Annotated in this window: 24 protein-coding genes; 16 read left to right on the top strand and 8 right to left on the bottom strand. The window is 63.7% G+C overall.

Annotation, left to right across the window (positions count from 1 at the left end; translation table 11 throughout):
* Positions 1-209: 209 nt before the first annotated feature.
* The 3 genes from PG887_RS04535 (at position 210) to PG887_RS04525 (ending at position 1,759) form a co-directional block, all read left to right on the top strand.
* Entirely contained in the window at positions 210-683 is a 474-nt protein-coding gene (locus PG887_RS04535; RefSeq protein WP_039040728.1) for a cupin domain-containing protein, read from the top strand.
* A gap of 17 nt (positions 684-700) precedes the next feature.
* Positions 701-1,186 carry a GNAT family N-acetyltransferase gene (locus tag PG887_RS04530; RefSeq protein ID WP_201926149.1) on the top strand — a complete coding sequence of 162 codons (486 nt, stop codon included), beginning with the start codon at positions 701-703 and terminating at the stop codon, positions 1,184-1,186.
* Between the two features lie 264 nt (positions 1,187-1,450).
* Entirely contained in the window at positions 1,451-1,759 is a 309-nt protein-coding gene (locus PG887_RS04525; protein WP_042879252.1) for a putative quinol monooxygenase, read from the top strand.
* 45 nt (positions 1,760-1,804) lie between these two features.
* Here PG887_RS04525 and PG887_RS04520 read toward each other — a convergent pair whose 3' ends face one another.
* Positions 1,805-2,743, bottom strand: coding sequence for a LysR family transcriptional regulator (locus PG887_RS04520; RefSeq protein ID WP_270821242.1), 939 nt, complete (start codon positions 2,741-2,743; stop codon positions 1,805-1,807).
* A gap of 308 nt (positions 2,744-3,051) precedes the next feature.
* On the opposite strand from PG887_RS04520, the gene xapA reads away from it, so the two are divergent.
* The 4 genes from xapA (at position 3,052) to PG887_RS04500 (ending at position 7,006) form a co-directional block, all read left to right on the top strand.
* On the top strand, positions 3,052-3,879 hold the full coding sequence (gene xapA / locus PG887_RS04515) for a xanthosine phosphorylase (RefSeq protein WP_048207782.1): 828 nt from the start codon (positions 3,052-3,054) through the stop codon (positions 3,877-3,879).
* A 25-nt stretch (positions 3,880-3,904) separates the two neighbouring features.
* Positions 3,905-5,164 carry a NupC/NupG family nucleoside CNT transporter gene (locus PG887_RS04510; protein ID WP_042879248.1) on the top strand — a complete coding sequence of 420 codons (1,260 nt, stop codon included), beginning with the start codon at positions 3,905-3,907 and terminating at the stop codon, positions 5,162-5,164.
* A 62-nt stretch (positions 5,165-5,226) separates the two neighbouring features.
* Positions 5,227-5,784, top strand: a complete 558-nt coding sequence (deoC, locus tag PG887_RS04505; protein WP_270821241.1) for a deoxyribose-phosphate aldolase — start codon at positions 5,227-5,229, stop codon at positions 5,782-5,784.
* 196 nt (positions 5,785-5,980) lie between these two features.
* Complete coding sequence (locus tag PG887_RS04500; RefSeq protein WP_104454229.1) at positions 5,981-7,006, top strand: Wadjet anti-phage system protein JetD domain-containing protein; 1,026 nt, start codon at positions 5,981-5,983, stop codon at positions 7,004-7,006.
* Positions 7,007-7,347: 341 nt separating this feature from the next.
* Here PG887_RS04500 and PG887_RS04495 read toward each other — a convergent pair whose 3' ends face one another.
* A complete protein-coding gene (locus tag PG887_RS04495) occupies positions 7,348-7,926 on the bottom strand; it encodes a PhnA domain-containing protein (protein ID WP_039040739.1) in 579 nt (192 codons plus the stop codon).
* Between the two features lie 179 nt (positions 7,927-8,105).
* Between PG887_RS04495 and PG887_RS04490 the strand changes: the two genes are divergently transcribed.
* The 6 genes from PG887_RS04490 to PG887_RS04465 all read left to right on the top strand — a co-directional run bounded on the left by PG887_RS04490 (position 8,106) and on the right by PG887_RS04465 (position 12,741).
* A complete protein-coding gene (locus tag PG887_RS04490) occupies positions 8,106-9,299 on the top strand; it encodes a methyltransferase (RefSeq protein ID WP_049636771.1) in 1,194 nt (397 codons plus the stop codon).
* A gap of 188 nt (positions 9,300-9,487) precedes the next feature.
* Positions 9,488-10,933, top strand: a complete 1,446-nt coding sequence (locus PG887_RS04485) for a chitinase (RefSeq protein ID WP_270821240.1) — start codon at positions 9,488-9,490, stop codon at positions 10,931-10,933.
* A gap of 122 nt (positions 10,934-11,055) precedes the next feature.
* Complete coding sequence (locus PG887_RS04480) at positions 11,056-11,421, top strand: VOC family protein (RefSeq protein WP_221365486.1); 366 nt, start codon at positions 11,056-11,058, stop codon at positions 11,419-11,421.
* Positions 11,422-11,628: 207 nt separating this feature from the next.
* The gene (locus tag PG887_RS04475; protein ID WP_041211468.1) at positions 11,629-12,027 is read left to right on the top strand and encodes a GFA family protein; all 399 of its coding nucleotides are present in this window, start codon (positions 11,629-11,631) and stop codon (positions 12,025-12,027) included.
* Positions 12,028-12,056: 29 nt separating this feature from the next.
* Positions 12,057-12,284 carry a DUF4287 domain-containing protein gene (locus tag PG887_RS04470; protein ID WP_270821239.1) on the top strand — a complete coding sequence of 76 codons (228 nt, stop codon included), beginning with the start codon at positions 12,057-12,059 and terminating at the stop codon, positions 12,282-12,284.
* Positions 12,285-12,330: 46 nt separating this feature from the next.
* Positions 12,331-12,741: an SRPBCC domain-containing protein gene (locus PG887_RS04465; protein ID WP_270821238.1), complete on the top strand. Its 411-nt coding sequence runs from the start codon at positions 12,331-12,333 to the stop codon at positions 12,739-12,741.
* Between the two features lie 90 nt (positions 12,742-12,831).
* On the opposite strand, the gene smrB is transcribed toward PG887_RS04465, so the two are convergent.
* Positions 12,832-13,356, bottom strand: coding sequence for an endonuclease SmrB (smrB, locus tag PG887_RS04460; RefSeq protein ID WP_041211465.1), 525 nt, complete (start codon positions 13,354-13,356; stop codon positions 12,832-12,834).
* Positions 13,357-13,421: 65 nt separating this feature from the next.
* Between smrB and prmB the strand changes: the two genes are divergently transcribed.
* Both prmB and aroC read left to right on the top strand, forming a co-directional pair.
* The gene (gene prmB / locus PG887_RS04455) at positions 13,422-14,357 is read left to right on the top strand and encodes a 50S ribosomal protein L3 N(5)-glutamine methyltransferase (RefSeq protein ID WP_039040745.1); all 936 of its coding nucleotides are present in this window, start codon (positions 13,422-13,424) and stop codon (positions 14,355-14,357) included.
* Between the two features lie 16 nt (positions 14,358-14,373).
* A complete protein-coding gene (aroC, locus tag PG887_RS04450) occupies positions 14,374-15,462 on the top strand; it encodes a chorismate synthase (RefSeq protein ID WP_042017130.1) in 1,089 nt (362 codons plus the stop codon).
* A gap of 87 nt (positions 15,463-15,549) precedes the next feature.
* Here aroC and PG887_RS04445 read toward each other — a convergent pair whose 3' ends face one another.
* A complete protein-coding gene (locus PG887_RS04445; RefSeq protein WP_442866331.1) occupies positions 15,550-16,368 on the bottom strand; it encodes a substrate-binding periplasmic protein in 819 nt (272 codons plus the stop codon).
* Between the two features lie 305 nt (positions 16,369-16,673).
* Here PG887_RS04445 and PG887_RS04440 point away from each other — a divergent pair, with 305 nt between their 5' ends.
* Positions 16,674-18,080: a DEAD/DEAH box helicase gene (locus PG887_RS04440; RefSeq protein WP_201893893.1), complete on the top strand. Its 1,407-nt coding sequence runs from the start codon at positions 16,674-16,676 to the stop codon at positions 18,078-18,080.
* A gap of 86 nt (positions 18,081-18,166) precedes the next feature.
* Here PG887_RS04440 and PG887_RS04435 read toward each other — a convergent pair whose 3' ends face one another.
* The 4 genes from PG887_RS04435 to cra all read right to left on the bottom strand — a co-directional run bounded on the left by PG887_RS04435 (position 18,167) and on the right by cra (position 22,296).
* Positions 18,167-18,856 (bottom strand): RES family NAD+ phosphorylase, encoded by a 690-nt coding sequence (locus PG887_RS04435; protein ID WP_270821237.1) that lies wholly within the window; start codon positions 18,854-18,856, stop codon positions 18,167-18,169.
* On the bottom strand, positions 18,856-19,260 hold the full coding sequence (locus tag PG887_RS04430; RefSeq protein WP_039040750.1) for an antitoxin Xre-like helix-turn-helix domain-containing protein: 405 nt from the start codon (positions 19,258-19,260) through the stop codon (positions 18,856-18,858). The genes PG887_RS04435 and PG887_RS04430 overlap by 1 nt, the downstream gene beginning before the upstream one ends.
* A 243-nt stretch (positions 19,261-19,503) precedes the next feature.
* Positions 19,504-20,697, bottom strand: a complete 1,194-nt coding sequence (locus PG887_RS04425; RefSeq protein ID WP_041211460.1) for an aromatic amino acid transport family protein — start codon at positions 20,695-20,697, stop codon at positions 19,504-19,506.
* Between the two features lie 612 nt (positions 20,698-21,309).
* Positions 21,310-22,296 (bottom strand): catabolite repressor/activator, encoded by a 987-nt coding sequence (gene cra, locus PG887_RS04420; protein WP_010674823.1) that lies wholly within the window; start codon positions 22,294-22,296, stop codon positions 21,310-21,312.
* Between the last annotated feature and the right edge of the window lie 169 nt (positions 22,297-22,465).

The raw sequence follows: 22,465 nt of genomic DNA, 5'->3' as shown, positions 1-22,465 counted from the left end.
AGGGTACCACCAATCAGCAGTTGGCCACCTCTCGCCATTCATCCATGAGTGTCGCACTTATTATCTGAATTCCCGAAACAGGGTGTCTTTGCCATCTGGCGGCAACCGGGCATGACATGGTGTGTGAGACCCCCTTCAACCCCTGCCCATGTTTCGCCGCTAAGGAGCAGGCTATAAAGTGAGACGTCATTCACAGGGAGGATCAGAACATGACTGACAAGCGCGCCATTCAGGCAACGGCCATCCCCGAGCACAAGGCAAAGTCCCTCTATCCGGAGCCCTTTGCCTCCCTGGTCAAGCACCGCACCCGGCGCAGGCTGGGGGATCATTTCGGCCTCGCCAATTTCGGGGTCAATCTGACGACCCTGGCACCGGGGGCCATCTCGGCGCTCAAGCACCATCACGGCCTGCAGGACGAGTTCGTTTATGTGCTCTCGGGCAATCCCACCCTGCGCCACGGGGAGGAGGAGTACCGGATGTCGCCGGGGGAGTGCATCGGCTTCAAGGGGGGCAGCGGCCTGGCCCACCAGTTGCTCAACCACGGTGAGGTGGACGCCGTCTATCTCGAGGTGGGGGACAGGCTGCCAGGGGACACCGTCGACTATCCCGACGACGATCTGGCCCTGGTACAGGGGGCCGATGGTGCCTGGTCAGCCAGACACAAGGATGGCAGCCCCTACTAGGGGGAGCTCTTCGGGCAATGAGAGAGACCTCCATGGTGTTCAGCCCCTTTTCTGCTGTCAGGGCAGAGGATTTTCTGCCGCTGCTCAACGACGAGACGCTGCGAAAGCACCTGATCCCTCACCCGCTTTTCGATGTGGCCGGGGTGCACGACTGGATGGCGTACAAGCTGGGAGTCGACGCCCGGCCAGGTTGTCGCGTGCGCGCCATCTTCCTCGACGGCACCCTGGCGGGGTGGTGCGGCATCCAGCCCGATGACGAGGGGGTGGAGCTTGCCATCGTGCTCGCCAGGGCCGGCTGGGGAAGCGGCGTGGCGATTTTCAACGAGATGATGGGGTGGGCGAGGGAGCTTGGCCATCGGACGATCCTCTTTCACTTGCTGGATACCCGCCCGCCTTATCGATCCCTCGCCAGACGGGCCATCTGGGTGAGGAAAACGCGCCTGGGCGAACACCCTTTCACCACCTATTGCCTTGACGTTGAGCGCTGGTCTGCAGGCCCTTAGCCTGGACCAGGGGGCAGCAAGCCGTGCCGCCTCCTGGCGGGTCCCGTTGCCACCCTTTGCGCCATGATCCCTCCCGCTCGTTTGTTCCTCCGTGCACGGCGTGGTTATCCACCCCGTTGAACACAGTGTTCATTCTGCCCCCCTATATGGCCTCCACCGTCCTGCCTACACTGGGCAACGTCTGATGGGGGGCATTCGGCAGTATAAATCGCTGTCCAGGTTGCACTCTCTGGCGTGTTGACGATGTACAACGGAGAAAACTGGATGAAAAAAGAGACAGACAAACTGGTATCGATCGCGGTGCTCAAGGCCCGTGACGGCATGGGAGAGCGCCTTCGCGATGCCCTGCTTACCTTGATTGACCCCACTCGCCAGGAGCCGGGCAACCTCGATTACGTACTGTTCGAGTTGAAGGATGAACCCGGCACCTTCTACATGCGGGAAGCCTTCGTGAGTCAGGCCGCCCTGGATGCCCACTGTGAGACCGCGTATTTCCAGGCTTTCGCTCGCCAGGCGGACGAGCTGCTGGCCGAACCCCTTCGGCTTGTCTTCATGGAAGAAGTGAGCCCCTGATCCTTGCCGCAGAGCCCGATGATCCCCTCATCGGGCTTTTTGCCTTCAGCCTCGCTCCGGCAGGTTCATCTGCTCGCTCATGGTGTCGATGAAGTGGCGGATGGCGGTGGTCGTCGGCTGCCCGGCCAGGGGCGGAGCATGGAGCACGCAGAGATCGGCGGGGATCCCCTGCTCGAGGCGGATGAAGCGCATGTGGGGCCACTTCTGGCGGGCGTAGCTCGCGGGCACAAGGGCCACCTGCTGGCTGGTGGCCACCACTGCCATCAGGGTATTGAGCTCCACCACCTCCTGACGCAGGCGGGGGTAAAAGCCCTCCACCAGGCAGGCGTTGATGATGAGATCCGTGGAGGCGGAGTTGGCGCGGCTCATCAGCACGAAGGGCTCTGCGGCGAGTTCAGGGAGGGAGACCCGCTTGCGATCCCGCAGGGGATGCTCGTCCGATACCACCAGCACCATGGACTCCCGATAGACAGTCTCGGCCTGCAGCGGGTGGATGTTGAGGGTGTCGGCGAAGCGGGCGAGGCCGATGTCTATCTCCTTGCTGGCCAGCGCCTGCTTCTGGCGCTCGGGGGAGAGCTCGGTGAAGGAGATCTCGCACTCGGGGTGGCGCTGGTGACAATGGCGGATCACCTCGCCAAAACCGGCCCAGAAGATGGAGCTGACCAGCCCGATGCGGATCTGGTTGCGCTCCATGCGCCCTGCCTGCACCACCCGGTTGAGTCCGCTCTCCAGCACGTCGAACAGGCGATCGCATTCGGCCTGCAACAGGCGCCCTGTGGGGGTCAGGTTCACCTGGCGGGTGTGGCGCTCAAACAGGGCCACCCCCAGCAGGGATTCGAGTTCCTTTATCTGGGCGCTGAGCGGCGATTTGGAGACATTGAGCCGCAGGGCTGCCCGGCTGAAGTGGCCCTGGCTGGCCACTTCATGGAAGTAACGCAACATCTTGAGGGTGACGCGATCGCGCCATTGGGTGTCCGGGAACATGGTCTCTCCAGGCTTTAAGGGTGAGATCGCCGTCAAAGTTCGGGCACGGGAATGGCGGGGCAGGGAGGCAGGTCCCTCCTTAAACCGCGATCCGCATCACTCCGGTTTTTCCCCTCCGGCGACCCGTTTGACGGTGAAATGGCATGAAGCAGCGGTTTTTGGGCCATTTCGTGTGCGTCATTACCCCATTACGCCGCTCATTGTGCTGTATATCGGGATAATCAGGCCGATTTTAGCGATTTTTGTCGTCCAATACCTCCCCTAGAGTGAGCGTCATGTCTCATTCACAGCCTCAAGAGGTACAACTCATGCAACACGATCCCGTACTCAATGCCGTCGCCACCATTCTTGCCCGCAAGCCGGGGTTTGCCCCCCGCGCCGCCATGATCCTGGGCTCCGGCCTCGGGGTGCTGGCCGATGCGCTGGAAGAGAAGGTCACCATTCCCTACGAGGAGCTGGACGGCTTCCCCGTCAGCACGGTAGCGGGCCACAGCGGCGAGCTGGTGCTCGGCAAGCTGCACGGGGTGGACGTGGTCTGCATGAAGGGGCGTGGCCACTACTACGAACACGAAACCATGAAGGTGATGACTACCCCGGTGCGCACCTTCAAGCGCCTGGGCTGCGAGCTGCTGCTGGTAACCAATGCGGCCGGCTCGCTGCGCCCGGAGCGCATCGGGGTCGGCTCCCTGGTCATCTTCAACGATCACATCAACACCATGCCGGGCACCCCCATGACGGGGGCCAATGACGAGGCCTACGGCCCGCGCTTCTTCAGCTTGGCCAATGCCTATGACAAGGGGTTGCGCAGCGAGGCGCTGGCGCTGGCCGAGCGGGAGGGGATCGCCGTCAATCAGGGGGTGTTCGTCTCCTACAGCGGCCCCTGTTTCGAGACCGCCGCCGAGATCCGCATGATGCAGATCATCGGGGGCGACGTGGTGGGGATGTCGGTGGTGCCCGAGGTGGTCAGCGCCGCCCACTGCTCGCTGCCGGTGCTGGCCATCTGTGCCATCACCAACATGGCGGAGGGGCTCGGTGACGTGCAACTCTCCCACGAGCAGACCCTCAAGTGCGCCAAGCTGGCGGAAGCGGACTTCATCCGCCTCATCAACGCCTTCATCCAGCACCACTTCCAGTAAGCAGGGAACGACCAGGAGGTCAGATATGTTTGCAGCAGGATTTCTCGGTATGGCGGCGCTGATCCTCATCGCCGTGTTCGCATCGACCAACCGCAGGGCCATTCGCCTGCGCACCGTGGGGCTGGCGCTGGCCTTGCAGGTCGCCATCGGCGCTCTGGTGCTCTATGTGCCGCTGGGACGCCGGGCGCTGGAGGGGATGGCCCACGGGGTCGAGGCGGTGCTGGCAAGCGGCAAGGCGGGGATCCACTTCCTGTTTGGCAACCTGGTCAACTTCTCGGTGGACGGCATCGGCTTCGTGTTTGCCCTCAACGTGCTGCCCCTGGTGGTCTTCTTCTCGGCGCTCATCGCCGTGCTCTACTACCTCGGCATCATGCAGGTGGTGATCCGCATCATCGGTGGCGCCATGGCGCGGCTGCTTGGCACCTCCCAGACCGAATCCATGTCGGCGGTGGCCAACGTCTTCGTCGGCCAGAGCGAGGCCCCGCTGGTGGTCAAACCCTACATGCCCAGGATGAGCGATTCGGAGTTCTTCGCCGTCATGTGCGGCGGCATGGCCTCGGTCTCCGGCACCGTGCTGGCGGGCTACGCCATGATGGGAGTGGACATGCAGTACCTGCTGGCGGCCTCCTTCATGGCGGCGCCGGGCGGGATCCTGTTTGCCAAGCTGATCATCCCCGAAACCAGCCAGCCGGATTACGTCTTTGACAACAGTATCCAGTTTGATGGCAAGAAGCCGGAGAACGTGCTGGCAGCGGCAGGCGAGGGGGCCAGCAGCGGCCTCAAGCTGGCGGCGGCCATCGGCGCCATGCTGATCGCCATGATTGGTCTGGTGACCCTGGTCAACACCCTGCTGGGCGGGGTGGGGGAGATGGTGGGCATGCCGCTCTCCCTCGAGCTCATCCTGGGCTGGATCTTCTCGCCGCTCGCCTTCCTGCTCGGGGTACCGCTGGCGGACATCGGCATCGCTGGCGCCATGATCGGCAAGAAGCTGGTGGTGAACGAGTTCGTGGCCTACAGCGATCTGGCGCCCTACCTGAAAGACGCCAGCACGGTCACCGCCGCCGGTCTGCAGGTGCTGGAGGAGAAGTCCAAGGTGATCATCAGCTTCGCTCTGTGCGGTTTCGCCAACCTGGCCTCCATGGGGATCCTGATCGGTGGCCTCGGCACCCTCTGCCCGTCACGCACCGACTTCATCGCCCGCTACGGTCTGCGTACCGTGCTGGCGGCCACCTGCTCCAACCTGATGAGCGCCGCCATCGCCGGTGTCTTCTTCTCCCTCGCCTGAGTCTCTCACCCTTTGTTTCGGGGCGCTGCGGCGCCCCTCTCTTATCCCGACAGGAGCTATTTATGAACGACGTGACTGCTTTTGAACCTGCCTGCGCCACCACAGAGGCGGCCATCCTAGCCATCCACTTGATGGATCTCACCAGCCTCAACGACGATGACCACGACGCGCGCATCATCGCCCTCTGCCATCAGGCCCGGACCCCTGTCGGCACCACCGCTGCGGTGTGCATCTACCCGCGCTTCGTGGGGCTGGCCATGCTCACCCTGGCGGCTCAGGGCACCCCCGAGGTCAAGGTTGCCACCGTGGTCAACTTCCCCCACGGCGACGATGATCTGGCAACCGTGTTGGCCGAGACCCGCGCCGCCCTCGCGGATGGCGCCGACGAGATCGACCTGGTGATCCCCTGGCGTGCCTTGATGGCCGGGGACGAGGCACCCGCCCGGGCGCTGGTGCGCGGCTGCAAGGCGTTGTGCGGCGCCCGGGTGCTCAAGGTGATCATCGAATCCGGCGAGCTGCAGGAGCCTGCGCTTATCCGTGCGGCCTCCCTGCTTGCCATCTTAAATGCGAAAGGGGACTCCCTCCGACGTAGGTGGGAGGGAGTCCCCTTTCGCATTTAAGATGGCGTCGCAGCATACTGATTTCACCGATGTCGATGGATTGCCAATCGTAACCGCTGACCATCCTGCCACGAGCTTGTGGACGGGTGACGGTTTGAAAGAGCGATCTTCCTTTGGTGCGAGACAGGTCACGGTTGTGGACAGAAAGATCCCCTCTACTTGGCCATATGGAACCGCAATGAAAGAGGGGGGGAGGATGTCACTTTTTGATGAGCGTCGTGTGCAGGATCTCTGTGCCCGCTTGCTGGCAGACACTAATAACCAGGGATATTCACTCGATAGCAAGCATGGCCGCGAGTTGAGAGATCTCCTGCAGGCTGTGGGTGGAGTCAAGCCAGTGGGACGAGGGGCTCGTCATGTGTTGACCGATGCTGGAAGGAATTATCTCGCAGCACAGCTGGCACAGGTTGCACCAGTGATGCCGGACAGGCGTGACACGATACGGGCTCTCGGGGTGGACCTGCCCGCACATCTAAACCAGGCCAGTTTTCATGCCCTCTGGTATGGGGACAGCAAGAGCGGGATAGATCCAGATAATGATGCTATCGACATCACGCTGACACAGGATGAAGTGATTCGACTTCGCACGCTGAGCCCGCTGTCACTCATCGACCAGGACGGACTGCGCCACGACATGAGGGCGCAACTGGCACTATTGGGAGAGCTGGTCTTACCGGAGCGCTGCTTGAGTAAGTTACATGGCATTGAGTGGCAGGGGCGGCAACTGGTCACGGTGGAGAACAAGGGAGCTTTCGTGGATTACCCGCTGCAAGTGGGGGAGTTGTTGCTCTATGTGCCTGGCCGCAATACCAAGTTGGCACGTCAGGTATTCCCGCTGTTGCCGGCTGCCGTACCCTGGGCCCATTTTGGCGATCTGGATCAGCGCGGATTGGATATCGCTAACGAGCTGGCCCATGCCCTTCGTCGTCCGTTGGCTCTTTGGCTACCCGACACCTTGATGGCCTATGTTCATCACTATGCCCGCACTCTGATCCGCCGTCTGGAGGGGCAACCGATCAGCAGAGGCAAGATCCCATGGGAGGAGGTCCCCGTGGTGAGTGAGCATGGCAAGCAACTGGAAGAGGTCCTTATATATCTGATCGAAAGGGGATTGTGGTTGGAACAGGAAGTATTGGTGCTAGCCGGAGGTTGGCAGTCATGGCCACTCGACGCGCCTTGCGGCCAACGCAGTAATGAAAAAACCGCCATCAGGCGGTTTTAATGGTTGTCAGCCCCTATTTCAGGGCTTTTTTCAGCTTTTTGATCTTGCTTTCGTGCTTGGCGATTTTCGCCTGGCGGGCGGCGATCTTCTTCTTGATCTCTTTCTTGCTGGCCATGGGGCGGCTCCTTGTCTCGTGGGCGCCATGGGGATCAGGGTGCCCGGGGTCTTTCCATGCGTGCCGGGAAGGCCCTCTCCGTTGGCGCACTGACAGTCAGGGGAGGGGCATACCGCGGAACTGGTTTGCAGGATAGTCCAGTTTCCCGCGAGTGCCACCCGAACGGCAGGAAACAGAGGCAACAAAAAAGCGCCCCTGGGGGCGCTTCTGGCTTGAAGGGGCGGTATCAGGCCTTCTTCAGATAGGCGGCCACCAGCACGATCTGCATGCCGTTGACCTTGCCCTCGATGTGCAGCGGGTTGTTGGTCAGGCGAATGCCCTTGACCAGGGTGCCGCGCTTGGCGGTGAAGCCCGCGCCCTTGACGTCCAGATCCTTGATCAGGGTGACGGAGTCCCCTTCCACCAGCACGGCGCCATTGGAGTCGACGGTCGGCACGCTGTCGTCATCGTCGCTGGTCACGCCGGCGTCTGCCCAGGCCTTGACCTCGTCTTCCATGTACATCATGTCCAGCATGTCCTGGGCCCAGAGCTCGCCCCGGGCGACGAGGGCCTTCAACTGGCGCCAGGCCATCACCTGCACCGCCGGCACCTGGCTCCACATGCTGTCACCCAGGCAGCGCCAGTGGTTCACCTCCGTGGTGTCCGGCTGCTCCAGCTGGCCGCGGCAGGTGGCGCAGAGGGCCACGCTGTGGTCGTCGTCGCTGGCGGGGGAGTGCGGCACCGGGAAGGCAGTCAGCGCATGTTCTGCGCCACACAGCTCGCATTTGGCATTTGCACGGGCTTGCAGGATGGCATTGATGGTCATGATTGGGTTCCGTTTATAGGGGTAAAGCGGCTCGCCGTGGCGGGCTGCGCGAATGAGGGGGCGGAATATAGCACAAATCCCTGCTTTTTGTCAGGCTACCAGCGGCGCACAGGCGAGTGCTTTTTGACGGCAGATCGCTAGAATGAGCCTCCCTTTTTGCGCCAAAGGACAGGTTCACCGTGCTGGCCCACCGTTTTCGACAACTGGACTGCTTGCTCACCGCCGAGCGACGCTGGTGGCAATACCAGCCCTATCACCATTTGGGGATCGCCTTTGCCCGCGAGGCGCCAGCCCTTGCGAAGTGCCTGGCAGCCCTGACCCTTGACGAGATAGCGCACCTCGACGGGGACATGGATGCGCTCTGCACCCTGCTTGCCCCCTGGATCCCGGCGGGGGCCGAGTTGCAGGCCCTCGGCGAGCTTGCCCCTTTCGCCCCAGAGCCCGTCCAGTGCGCCAGGACCATGGCGATGTACATGCCGGGACGCAAGCAGGGGCAGATAGAGGCCTTCACCGGCTGCCTGCCCCCCCACCAAGGTCCCTATCTGGAGTGGTGCGCCGGCAAGGGGCATCTGGGGCGCCTGGTGTCGCTGCACCGTGGCGCGGAGATCCTTAGCCTGGAGTGGCAGGGGGCGCTCTGCGAGGAGGGGCGGCGGCTCGCCGCGCGCGACGGCGCCAACATGCGGTTCGTGGAGGCGGATGCCTTTGCCGCCGAGTCCGGGGCCCTCATCGCCCCGCACCATCACGCCATGGCGCTCCATGCCTGCGGCGATCTGCACACCCATCTGTTGACGCGGGTGGCCGAGGGGCGTGCCCAGGGGGTGACCCTCTCCCCGTGTTGCTACCACCTCATCAGAGGAGAGCACTACGCGCCCCTCTCCCGGGCCGCCAGGGCCAGTGCCCTGCGCCTTGGCAAGAGCGATTTGAAGCTGCCGCTGCAGGAGACGGTGACCGGCGGTGCCCGCATCGCCCGGCTGCGGGAGCGGGAGGTGGTGTGGCGCCTCGCCTTCGACTGCCTGCAGCGCCAGGTGCGCGGGGTGGATGAGTACCTGCCGGTGCCCAACCTGCAAAAGAGCCTGCTGACCGGGGGCTTCGAGGATTTCTGCCACTGGGCCGCCGAACGCAAGGGGATGGGCTTGCCCGCGGGGCTCGACTACGCCGCCTTGCTGGCACAGGGGGAGCGGCGCTTTGGCGATGTCGCCCGCATGGAGCTGGTGCGCCACCTGTTTCGCCGTCCCCTGGAAATCTGGCTTCTGCTCGATCGCGCCCTTTTCCTCGAGGAGCAGGGCTACCGGGTGGAGGTGGGCACCTTCTGTCCCAAACCCATGACCCCGCGCAATCTGCTGATCCGGGCGGTGCGCGCAGGGGGGATCTGAGCAAGAGTCCGGACAGGTCGGATGGCTGCGGCCGCAAGACCAGGGGCTGGATCCCCCTGCAAACGAGCGCCATCTGAGTGCAGGGAGGCATGGCTCACAATTTCGCCAAATTCTTAATTCTTGTCGTGAATTTAGTTGTCAGGATGCCTATGCTCGCCCTGACATTTTCAAGACAAGGATGGTTACCCATGTTCATGCTCACGCGTACCGCCTGCCTGGTTGCCCTCGTCTGGGCACTGCCCAGCCAGAGCGCCATGACAATCCAGCCCGATCCCCAGAACAGCGGCGGCTATGTGATGGCGGCGGCGGATCTTGCCAGTGCGGCCCAGGCCAAGACCGCCAACCCCATGTACGGGATCTGGTCCCACGCCCTGGCCACCCGGCCCAATTCGGTGGTGGAGGCCATCGTGGCACGCGCCCCCGGCAACCCGGACAACGTCAAGCGGGTCGAGCGGGTCTTCACCGAATCGGACTGGGAGTTCCTGACCCAGATGGCCGCCCCGGAGTACACCTACGAGCGCTTCCTGCGGGCGGTGGGCAAGTTCCCCGCCTTCTGCGGCGACTACACGGACGGGCGCAATGCGGACGCCATCTGCAAGAAGTCCATCATCACCGCCTTCGCCCACTTTGCCCAGGAGACCGGCGGCCACATTGCCAAGGAGAATGTCTCCGACAACCCCCTTGGGCTGGAGGAGTGGCAACAGGCCCTGGTGCACGTGCGGGAGATGGGTTGGTCTGAGGGGCAGACCGGCTACACCACGGGGTGTGGCCAGAGTGACTGGCAGAACCGGCGCTGGCCCTGCAGCACCGGTCAGGGCTATTTCGGTCGCGGCGCCAAGCAGCTCTCCTACCACTTCAACTACGGCGCCTTCTCCGAGGCCATGTTCGACGGCGACGCCACCGTGCTCCTCAATAACCCCGGGCTGGTGGTGGACTCCTGGCTCAACCTCGCCTCCGCCATCTGGTTCTTCCTGACGCCCCAGGCTCCCAAACCCGCCATGCTGCACGTCATCGACCGGACCTGGGTGCCCTCCCAGCGTGAGCTGGCGGCGGGCATCGGCTACGGCTTTGGCACCACCATCAACATCATCAACGGTGGCATCGAGTGCGGCGAGCAGAACAAGAACAAGGGCCAGCCGGTCAACCGCATCCGCTACTGGGAGGGGCTTGCGGCCCACTACGGGATCCCGCTGCTGGCGGACGAGAAGAACACCTGCTGGCAGCAGATCCCCTATGGCAGCCTCAACCTCAACGGCGCCACCGACGTGCTCTACACCAACTGGGACGGCAACTGGAAATACTACCCGGACAGACCCGGCGGCTACTCCTTCGAGTGTGATCTGGTGGGGTACCAGACCGCCTATTCGGCCCTGGTGCCGGGGGATTACGAGAAGTGCGTGACCAACTTCTACGGCTCCCACGCCAGCTGGCCCAAGGTACAGGTGGTGGCCACGCTGGATCCGGCCCCGGTCGACCCCGGCACGCCGCCGGTGGACGGGGTACCGGCCTGGGAGGCAGGCAAGGTCTACACCGCGGGCAACAAGGTGAGCCACAAGGGGGTCATCTATCAGGCCAAGTGGTGGACCCAGGGCAACGAGCCGGGCAAGGGGGATCCCTGGGCACCGGTGACCTGAGAGTCAGTACAAGCGCAAGCACCCCGTGGAGGCCGCGCGCCTCCCTTGTTGATCGCCGCGCTGGCTTGTTGCGCCTCTTTTGGCACTGATAGCCTGCGGGTTCACACCGAGGGAGGATGACCATGAACATCGCCATTCATTTTGAAATTCCGGTACAGGATTTGGAGAGAGCCATTCGCTTCTATGAGGGGGTCTTCGAGACGGTGCTGGAGCGGGTGCAGATCGATGGCAACGAGATGGCGCTCTTTCCCCTGGAAAGTGGCACGGCGGGCTGCTCCGGCGCCCTGGCGAAGGGGGAGAGCTATGTGCCGAGTCTGGATGGCACCCGGATCTATCTGCGGGTGCCTGACATCGAGGGGGCCATGGCCCGGGCACTGGCATCGGGCGGGGCCTGTCTCTATCCCGTCACCCGGGTCGGGGAGAGCCTCCGGGTGGCGGAGTGTCGGGATTGCGAGGGGAATCGCATCGCCTTGCAGGAGGGAACCTGACCATTATTTATCCTGTGCATGGGGTGTGTTGAGTCATTCACTCGATGAATAAAGAAGGGGATTTTCCCGCTCCGGGAGCCTCAGCCCCGCGGTGAGGCTCCGGAATGGTCAGTTGCCGCCCCCCGGATCCCGTGCTACTTCATCTGGTGCGGCAAGAAGGCGAGCACCCGTTCGCCCGGTCTGTCGCCCCAACTCTCAGGAGGCATCATGGAAGGACATTGTCTGTGTGGCGGGATCACCGTGTCGAGCGGCGATCACAAGGAGGTCAACCTGTGTCACTGCGCCATGTGCCGGCGCTGGTCAGGGGGACCCATGTTCGCGGTGCACGGGGGCAAGGGCGTACGGTTCACCGGGATGGCCCCGGTGGCCTACCGCTCGTCGGAGTGGGCGGAGCGCGGATTCTGCCCCACCTGCGGCACCCATCTTTTCTACCATCTGTTGCCGACGGACGAGTACATCCTCTCCGCCGGCCTGTTTCAGGATCAGGGGTTCGAGCTCACCGGGCAGATCTTCATCGACGAGAAGCCCGACTTCTATGCCCTCAAGAACGACACCCCGACCCTGACCGGACAGCAGGTGTTCGAGCAGTTCGCCCCCAAACCCTGAGCCTGTGGCCACCTTGAGGAGAAGCCATCATGGATGAACAACCGAAGGTGAAGGGGCCTGCCTTCTATTTTCCCGCCATCGAGCAGAAATACGGCCGGCCCATCGCCCACTGGCTGACCCTGCTGGCGGGGCGAGAGGAGCGCAAACACGTGGCCCTGGTGGCCTGGCTCAAGGACGAACACGCCATGGGCCACGGCCATGCCAATGCCCTGGTGGCCCACTTTTTGGCGCAGCCCGATGCGCCCGGCGTGGCATGACAGTGCCACAGTGCAAAACGTGCAGGAAAGCCAGAGGAGCAGAGAGATGAAGATAAGCGTCAGCGTCTGGGTTGCCAGGCCGATTGCCGATGTGTGGCAGGGCTGGAACACCCCCGCCAGCATCATGGCGTGGAATGCCGCCTCCCCGCAGTGGCACTGCCCCCAAAGTCGGGTGGAGCTGCGGGTGGGTGGGCGTTTTTGCCGCCACATGGCGGCGCGGGATGGCAGCACGGGGTTTGATTTCGAGGGGACCTTCACCGAGGTCACCGCGCCGACGGGGCTCGGCTACGTCATGGACGATGGCCGCGAGGTGAGCGTGCGGTTCGTGGCAGAGCAGGGGGGCACCCGGGTGGAGGAGCGGTTCGATGCCGAGTCCCTGCACAGCGGCGAACAGCAGCGGGCGGGGTGGCAGAGCATCCTGGATAACTTCAAGCGCCATATGGAAGTCGTCGGCTGACCCCTGTGGGGCGCCAAGAAAAAACCACCGCAAGCTGGCGGTGGTTTTTTTATGGCGTTCGCCCGGGGCAAGGTGGGGCGGGGAAGGGGGTCACTCCTCGATGTCCAGCAGCACCAGGATGGCGCTCTCGCCACCCCACTCCCGCGGCGCCTGGTGAAAGGCGCGCACAGCGGGGTGCTGGGCCAGCCAGCTCGGGATGCGCTGCTTGAGGATGTGCTTGCCGATGCCGTGCATCACCGAGGCGACGTGGATGTTCTCTTTTCGGCACAGGGTGAGCAGGGCCGCCAGCTCCTGCTTGGCCTGGTGCTGGTTCATGCCGTGCAGATCCAGATAAATCTCCGGCGGGTAGCTGCCGCGCTTGAGCTTTTTCAGCTCGAATTTTGACACGTCGTCGCGCACGTAACGGGTCGGCCCGTCCGCCTCGAGATGGGGCTGGTACTCGTCGCTGAAAAAGTGGTCAACCCCAAGCTTTTCGCGGCTCTCGCGCACTTCGCGTTTCTGCTTGACCGGGCTTGAGGAGGCCCTTATGGTATCTTGCTTAATTTTCCGGGTACCTTTGACAGCATCACGAAACAGCAGGCTTTCCTCGTCTGTGAGTGAGGGCGTTTTTTTCATCAGGTACTCGTCTTGCTCGCTGTATAAAATTCTCGGGCCGGATATTACTCGACTTGGAGGTGGATTTGGACAAGATATTTATCGATGAGGTGGTTGCCGAAATGCACACCATCCAGGACATGTTGCGCTGGGCCATGAGTCGTTTCAACGACGCCGGGATCTTCTACGGACATGGTACCGACAACGCCTGGGATGAGGCCGTGCAACTGGTGCTGCCCGCGTTACATCTGCCGCCGGACGTGGATCCCGCCATGCGCCACTCCCGCCTGACCACCAGCGAGCGCCACCGCATCGCCGAGCTCATCATCCGCCGCGTGCAGGAGCGCATTCCGGCGCCTTACCTGACCAACAAGGCCTGGTATGCGGGCTGGGAGTTCTATGTGGACGAGCGGGTGCTCATCCCGCGCTCCCCCATCGCCGAGATGGTGGCCAACCGCTTCGCCCCCTTCCTGAAAGACGAACCGACCCGGATCATGGACTTGTGCACCGGCTCCGGCTGCATCGCCATCATCATGGCCCACGAGTTCCCCCATGCGGAAGTGGATGCCATCGACATCAGCGTCGATGCCCTCAACGTGGCCGAGCGCAACATCAACGATCACGGCCTCGAGCAGCAGGTCATCCCCATTCGCTCCGATCTGTTCCGGGATCTGCCGGCCGGTGACAAGTACGATCTCATCGTCTCCAACCCGCCCTATGTGGACTCCGAGGACATGTCGGATCTGCCGGAGGAGTTTCGCCACGAGCCGGAGCTGGCCCTGGCGTCTGGCTCCGACGGCCTCAAGCTCACCAAGCGTCTGCTGGCCAATGCCGCCGACTTCCTGAAAGAGGATGGCGTGCTGGTGGTCGAGGTGGGCAACAGCATGATCCACCTGGAAGCCCAGTTCCCCGAGGTGCCCTTCACCTGGGTCGAGTTCGAAAACGGCGGCCACGGCGTCTTTGTGATGACCCGCGCAGAGCTCGAGCAGTACCAGGCCCATTTCGCCATTTACAAGAACTAAGCAGCAAGGAGCATTCATGGCAGGGAACAGTTTCGGCCAACTCTTTCGGGTCACCACCTTCGGCGAGAGCCACGGTCTGGCGCTGGGCGCCGTGGTCGACGGCTGCCCGCCAGGGCTGGAGATAAGCGAAGACGATTTGCAGGGGGATCTGGACAGGCGCAAGCCCGGTACGTCCCGCTACACCACCCAGCGCCGCGAGGCGGACGAGGTGAAGATCCTCTCCGGGGTGTTCGAGGGCAAGACCACGGGCACCTCCATCGGGCTGCTCATCGAGAACACCGATCAGCGCTCCAAGGACTACTCCGAGATCAAGGATCTGTTCCGACCCGGCCACGCCGACTACACCTATCACCAGAAGTACGGCCAGCGTGACTACCGTGGCGGCGGCCGCTCCTCGGCCCGCGAGACCGCCATGCGGGTCGCGGCGGGGGCCATCGCCAAGAAGTACCTGAAACAGGTGCACGGCATCGAGATCGTGGGTTTTCTCTCCCAGCTCGGCCCCATCAAGGCGGAAGGGTTCGACGAGAGCCAGATCGAGCAGAACCCCTTCTTCTTCCCCGATGCGGGCAAGCTGGAGGCGCTCGATGAATACATGCGTGCCCTCAAGAAAGAGGGCAACAGCGTGGGGGCCAAGGTGTGTGTCGTGGCGCGCAACGTGCCGGTGGGCCTTGGGGAGCCGGTGTTCGACCGCCTCGACGCCGACATCGCCCACGCCATGATGGGCATCAACGCGGTGAAAGGGGTGGAGATCGGTGACGGCTTCGCGGTGGTGGAGCAAAAAGGCTCCGAGCATCGGGACGAGATGACTCCGACCGGCTTTGCCAGCAATCATGCGGGGGGCATCCTGGGGGGCATTTCGTCGGGTCAGGAGATCGTGGTGAGCATGGCCCTCAAGCCCACCTCCAGCATCACGGTGCCGGGCAAGACCATCACCACCAGCGGTGAGGCCACCGAGATGATCACCAAGGGACGTCACGACCCCTGCGTCGGCATCCGTGCCGTGCCCATCGCCGAGGCCATGCTGGCCCTGGTGCTGATGGATCACCTGCTGCGCCACCGCGCCCAGAACCAGGGCGTGCACACCCAGACCCCGCAGCTGCGCTGATCATGCTGCGGGCAGGGTGAGTGATCACCAGGAACGACAAGGCGACCCCAGGGTCGCCTTTTTCGTGGTTTTTTGCCGGCGTCGGCGTCAGGGGGCCGATGGCGTCGAGAGCGATGGGTGCCGGGTTGCGTCCAGGCGGCAGCGGGGCGGCGTAAAGGCGGGGTCCGGTGAGGGCAGGGTGGCGATGGCGGCATCGATGCGGGCGAGCGCCTCATGGTTCACGGCCTCTTTGGCAAACATCAGGCGCACCGGCTGCTGGTGCAAGAGCACCTGACACTGGATGGCGTCGCTCGCCCCGAGCTGGCCGAGCCGGTAGCGGGCGTATTGCCACTCCATGATGACGCCGTCGAGGCGGCGCGCCAGCAAGAGGGTGAGCAGCCTGTCATCGCTGTTGTATTCACTCGCCTGCCCGAGGGCAGGGCACTCCTCGTTCATCGGCAGGGGGCGGGTACCCCGCAGCTTGCCAAGTCGAAGCCCCTTGGCCTGGCAGAGGGTTGCCAGCTCGGTGAACCCTTGCCAGCTGTCGGGCTCTCCGGCCTGCGGGCGCTGGCTCAGCAGCACGAAGCTGGCGCGCCGATAGGGGGCGGAGAAGCGGGCGAACCGCTCCCGTTCAGGGGTTTTCAGGGCGCCCATGGCCACGTCCAGCTGCTGGCGCTCCATGAGGTAGAGAGCCCGAGCCCAGGGGAGGTTGCGAAAGGCGGGCTCAACGCCTGCCTTGTCCAGGATCTGGCGGGTCAGGGTCACGTCCAGTCCGCCGAGGGTGCCGTCGGCAGCGATCTGGCTGAAGGGGGGCCAGTGGCTCCAGGCCACCGACAGGGTCTCCCTGGCGACGAGGGGCGGGGCGAAGAGCAGGGGCAAGACGAGGCCCAGCATGCGCCGGGCGGTGGGGGTGAACTTCCGTTTCAATCAAAACCTCCTGTTCCGTGTATCGCGCCGTCCCCGGCAGGCTGTGCAGGGGCTTTGATACATACGGCGATTCGGGCCATTTTGTCCTGCCTTTGTCGCTATTTCCAGCCGCGCTGGGAGGTGCATCACATTTTCCTCGTCTAAGTGCGCCAACTCCGTTAGACTGCGCCTCTATTCTTTCCCCTTTGCTCTGCTCCCCGGGGAAATCGTTGTTTTCTCTATAGGCCCGGATCCTGTGAGATGGCATCGGCTCAGCAGAGGAGCCCCACCACGATCTTTGGCGCCCCTATCCCTAGCAGGTAACTATGAGTTTTACTTCCCTCGGTCTGGCCGAACCCTTGTTGCGTGCCGTTGCCGAGCAAGGCTACGACACCCCGTCTCCCATCCAGCAACAAGCGATCCCGGCGGTACTGGCTGGCCGTGATCTGATGGCCGCCGCCCAGACCGGGACCGGCAAGACCGCAGGTTTTACCCTGCCGATGCTGCAGCGTCTGACTGAAAGCAAGCGCAAGGTCTCCCCGAACCGCATCCGCGCCCTGGTGCTGACCCCGACCCGCGAGCTGGCCGCCCAGGTGGGCGAGAGCGTGCGCAACTACGGCAAACACCTGCCGATCCGCAGCCACGTGGTGTTTGGCGGCGTGAGCATCAACCCGCAGATGATGGCGACCCGCCGTGGTCTGGACGTGCTGGTGGCCTGCCCGGGCCGCCTGATGGATCTCTACAACCAGAACGCCGTCAAGTTCGATGAAGTGGAGATCCTGGTACTGGACGAAGCGGATCGCATGCTCGACATGGGCTTTATCCGCGACATCCGCCGCATCCTGGCCCTGCTGCCGAAGAAGCGCCAGAACCTGCTCTTCTCCGCCACCTTCGCCGACGAAATTCGCGAGCTGGCCACTGGCCTCCTGGACAACCCGGCGGTGATCGAAGTGACCCCGCGCAACAGCACCGCCGAGCGCATCGAGCAGCTGGTGCACCCCTGCGACAAGGCCAACAAGATTGCCCTGCTGAGCCATCTGGTCACCAGCAACGACTGGCAGCAGGTGCTGGTGTTCACCCGTACCAAGCACATGGCCAACCGCGTTGCCGAGACCCTCGACAAGAACGGCGTCAGCGCTGCCGCCATCCACGGCAACAAGAGCCAGGGTGCCCGTACCCGTGCCCTGGCCGGTTTCAAGGATGGCAGCGTCAAGGTGCTGGTGGCGACCGACATCGCCGCCCGTGGTCTGGACATCGACAAACTGCCGCAGGTGGTCAACTTCGAGCTGCCGAACGTGGCGGAAGATTATGTGCACCGTATCGGCCGTACCGGCCGTGCCGGCGCTGCTGGTCACGCCATCTCCCTGGTGGCCGCCGATGAGGGCAAGCTCATCAAGGCCATCGAGCGGCTGACCAAGCAGAGCATCCCCTGCGAGCAGGTGGCCGGTTTTGAAGCCTCCCGCGAGACCCTCGACAACATCGCCCGTGGAATCGGTGCGCCGCTTCGCAAAGAGCCGCGGGATCCGAGCGAGCAGCGCCGTGCGCCGCGTCCGCAAGGTCAAGGCCAGCGGCAGGGTGCCGGTCGCTCCGGCAATGGCGCCGGTGGTAACGGCGGTGGCAATCGCACTGGCAACGGTGGCAAGCCCAAGCCCCAGGGTGGTCAGCGTCCGGCTGATGGCGCCGCGAAGCCGGCCCAGGCCCGTCGTCCCCGTCGCGCCAGCCACAACCAGTAAGCGGCCAGGGAGCCAGGCTCCCCCACTGTTCGGTTGATACAAAAAGCCCCGCCAATCTGGCGGGGCTTTTTTTGTCCTAGTAGACGCTATTCACCGTAGAGGCGGATCTCCAGCACATGAGTGATGGCCTCGCCGCTCCAGTGGTACTCCAGATGACGGGCGTGGTCCACCCGGCTGACCAGACGGGGGCGATAGAGCACGTGACAGTCGTGACCGGGGTGGCGCACCGAGCGGTAGTGGATGCCGTCCGCCCCGGCGACCTTCTGCTCCCGGGCGAAGGCCTGGGCGGGGCCGTAATCGGTGGCGTGATAGAGGGGGCCTGGCAGAAACGCCGGGCCCGTGATGTCGATGAGGCTGGCCCTGAACTGCGCCTGGATCACCCGCATCTGCACCTTCTGGGCCGGCTCCCGGGTGTACCCGAAGATCCGCTCCCTGTGGTAGACCGTCTCCTTGATGCCGGTGTCGAGGGAGGGGGCACAATAGTAGCCGCCAAAGTCCCCCGTGGTGAAACGGGCACCCTCGGGATTGAGGTGGGTGAAGGCGGCCATCACATAGCTGCCGCCGGGCAGCCCCACCAGCCAGTCTTCCCTGGGCACCCGCATCAGCTCGCCCGCCTCTTCCCTCAGCCTGTCGTTGGTCAGCGCCTCGACGGCCCAGACCGCCTCAAGCTCGTCGGCGGTAGCGACGTCTTCATAGAGGCAGATGGGGGGAAAGCGGCTCGGAATGATGCGATAGGCGCAGGCATTGTGGAAGGTGCGCAAGGGCGGGGAGGACATCAGGCCATCTCCCCGCGCCAGGCGTGCAGCCGGGTGGCCACTTCGTAGAGATCGGCCACCCGCCCACCCTGCATGACCTCCATGGCGCTGCGCCCGGCGAAGAAGGGGTGGCTGTTGGGTTTGCGCACCCAGCCATAGATGCTCTCATCCAGGCTGAACAGCAGCCGCAGGCTCTTGTGGATGTTGAGTAGATAGCTCATCCGCTCCTGGAGATCGGCGCTGAGCCGAATGCCGCCGCTGGCCTCCTTGTACTTGTTCAGGGTGGAGCGGGAGGTAATGCCAAGCAGCCTGAGCTGTTCATCCGTGCTGCACTGCCATTTGTCCAGGATGCGAAACACCACGGGCAGGGCCTTGCTGGGATCGACGGCGGGCTGTTGCCGGGGGAGAGATGCGGTGGCGGCCATGTTGCCTCCCGGGTTGGCGTGCCAGACGGGCACGGGATCATGGGTTGTCTGCTAAGCAGTGTAGGGCAGGGGCGCAGTCATGTACATATCTATACATGGTTGCACTCAAATGTTCATTATTGGATGGGCTTCGCGAGGAGGGGCGCGGGTCGGCCAAGTGAGCCCGTGCCAATGACACGCCCCGCCAACTGGGTTGGCGGGGCGTGTCTCTTTGCGGCGTTTCTGCTTGTCGGGTCGGGGAGATCAGAGGGCGGGCAGCAGCCCCATGCTGACGCTGACCTGTACCCCGACGATGAGTACCCCCATGGCACCGGCCAGACCCAGGGCCAGCACGCCACCCGGGACGCGGTAGTGGTCTGCCTCGGCCTGCTTTCGGCTCTGCCACACCAGGGCCACCGGCAGCAGCACCGCCAGCACCGCCAGCGCAATGGCGGCGTAACCCAGCGCCATGATGAAGCCTTGCGGGAAGTAGAGGGCGAACAGCAGGGGCGGCACGAAGGTGATGAGGCCGGTCTGGGTGCGGCCCTGCCAGTTGTCCTTGCGACGGGTCACCTTGGCCATGAAGTCGAACAGTCCCAGGGTCACCCCGAGGAAGGAGGTGGCGAGCGCGAGATCGGCGAACAGATGCATCGCCTGGTTGAAGGCGGGCCAGCTCACCAGGCCGCCGACGTTGGCCAGCAGGCTATCCAGGGCGCCGCCGGTCTGGATCAGGGATTGCTGGCCCAGCAGCCCCAGTATGGCGACCTGCCACAGTACGTAGAGCACGAGCGGCAAGGCGGAGCCCCACACGAAGACCCGGCGCAACTGCCTGGGGTTGTCCCCGAGGTAGAGCATGACACTCGGGATGGAGCCGTGAAAGCCGAAGGAGGTGAAGATGACCGGCAGGCCCGCCAGCAGCAAGCCTTCCCCGAGGGGCATGGAGAGCAGGTGCTGCCCCTGGGCGCGGGGCAGCAGCAGCGCCAGCACCGCCACCATGATCACAAGCTTCACGGTGAACATCAGGCGGTTGAGGTAATCCACCTGCCTGGTGCCGACGCACACCATGCCGCCAAACAGCAGGGTAAAGACCCAGGCCGCCTGCTCCTGGCCGAGGGGCAGGCCGGCATCGGCCAGTGCCTGGGCCAGCAGGCTGCTGCCGCCGCTGATGTAGGCGGAGGCCAGGGCGTAGAACAGCATCAGGATGCAGAAGGAGGCGATGCCCTTGCCCCAGGGGCCGAGCAGGTGATCCGCCAGCTGGTGCAGGTACCACTTGCCGGTGCTGAGGCTGGCTTCCACCTGCAGCATGGCGGTGAAGGCCATCAGGGCCCAGAGGCCGATCATCAGCATCAGGGTGGCGGGGCCGCCCAGGGACGAGGAGGCCAGCGGCAGGGCCAGCATGCCGGCGCCTATGGTGGTGCCGGCAATCAACAGGGTACAACCCAGGGTCTTGGTATTCATGTCATCCATCCGAAAGTGAGGGGCGCTGTTGCAAACAAGAGAGAGCCAGTTGGCTGTGTCGGGAGACGCCTCCGGGGAAAAGCCGGAGGCTAGCAATATCGGTGTGGATACATCTGTACCTGAAACCTGTCAGTTGTAAAAATTGGTTGCCAAGTTAGCGGATTGAAATGGCGGAAACAACCCCTTGAAAGCGGATTTTGTGCTGTAGCAAGCCGAAGGGTGGCAATAAAAAGTGACACATTGCGCCATGCGCCGAAAAAACGCGCCCCTCAGGGGGAGGCTGCCCGTCAGGCTGCGTTGCGGGTCGACATCGAGAGCGCCCGCGTTGGCGGCAACAGGGCTTGCAGAGGGTAACACGGGGCCCTGGTGGTGCGACTGGCCCGATATAAGCAAACATCGGGTCATACTCCCAAAAGCCATCATTTTCACTTATAGCGAGCCGAGGCGCCGATAAACGTGCCCTGGCGCGGGGTTGCCGCCCGGCAGATCACCTCAAAGCCAGAAGGCGAAGGGCAAAAGCTGAGACAACAGAGGAGAACACAAGCAGGTGTGGGGGAGGAGGCTCAGGGGCTGGCACTGCGGGCCGCCCCGGGGTGGTGCGTCGTTGCCGGGTCAGCGGCGGCGTTTGAGGGTACGGCTCACATAGTGCAGGCCGCTCTGGTAGTCGCCATTGACCGCCTTGAGGGCCAGCGTCAGGGCCTGGCTTGCCAGGGCGTCGTGCTGCTGGGGCAGGGAGTTGATGCCAAAGGGAAGGAAATCGAGCAGGCGGTCATCCCCGAAGGTAGCCATGGCGAGCTGGCTCATGTCGGCCTCCTGCTCCAGCAGGTAGTCGAGCACCCCCTCCATCAGGATGTAGGAGGTGGTGATCAGCGCCTCGGGCAGTTGGCCGAGCTGCTGATGGAGCGTCTTGATCAGGCGATACCCTTCGGTGCGCGAGAAGTGGGCCCCTTCACACAGGTGGCGGGTCGCACTGTGGCTGGCAATGGCCTGCTCGAAGCCCGCTTTTCGCTCCTGGCTGATCGTCAATTCCGGTAGTGCAGTGATCAAGGCGATATGACCGATGGCCGGGGTGAGCAGGGAGGCGGTGAGGTCCAGGCTCGCCTTCTGGTTTTCACTCGCGACGGTGACGAAGTGCTCGGTGGCCATGGCACGGTCGATGGCGAGGATCTGCACGCCCCGGGACTGCTGCTCCAGGTAGAAGGGATCCGCCGGGGGGAGGCAGCTTGCCACCAGGAGCGCGTCCACATGGCGGCTCACCAGCATCCGGGCCAGCTCCTTTTCGGTGTCCGGATCGTCCTCCGAGCAGACGATGAGCAACTGATATCCCTGGGTGCGAGCCCCTTGCTCCAGGCGCTTGGCGAGCTTGGCGTAACTGGCGTTTTCGAGGTCGGGCAGGATGAAGCCGAGGGTGCGGGTCTGGCCGCCGCGCAGGGAGGCGGCGCGGCTGTCCGGCTGATAGTTGTGGGCATGGACCACGGCCATCACCTTGTCGCGGGTTGCCTGGCTGATGCGGTATTGATCGGCCTTGCCATTGATCACATAGCTGGCGGTGGTGCGAGAGACACCGGCCAGCGCGGCGATTTCATCCAGTTTCATCATGTTGGCTCTGTTTGAGTTGCAAGGCCCGCGCCGGTTCCTGGTTGGGGCGCCGAAAAGTGTGCGCGGGATCATATCATTGAAACGTACTTTCTGCGGGATCTTGAACAATGCGCTGAAACGATTCAGTCTGAGTGTAAGTGAAACGATTCAGCTTGTCAGTAACGGATGA

It is taken from the genome of Aeromonas sp. QDB14 (assembly GCF_027707845.1).
GTDB classification, from domain to species: Bacteria; Pseudomonadota; Gammaproteobacteria; order Enterobacterales; family Aeromonadaceae; genus Aeromonas; species Aeromonas caviae.
This window is presented reverse-complemented; position numbering and strand designations above follow the sequence as displayed.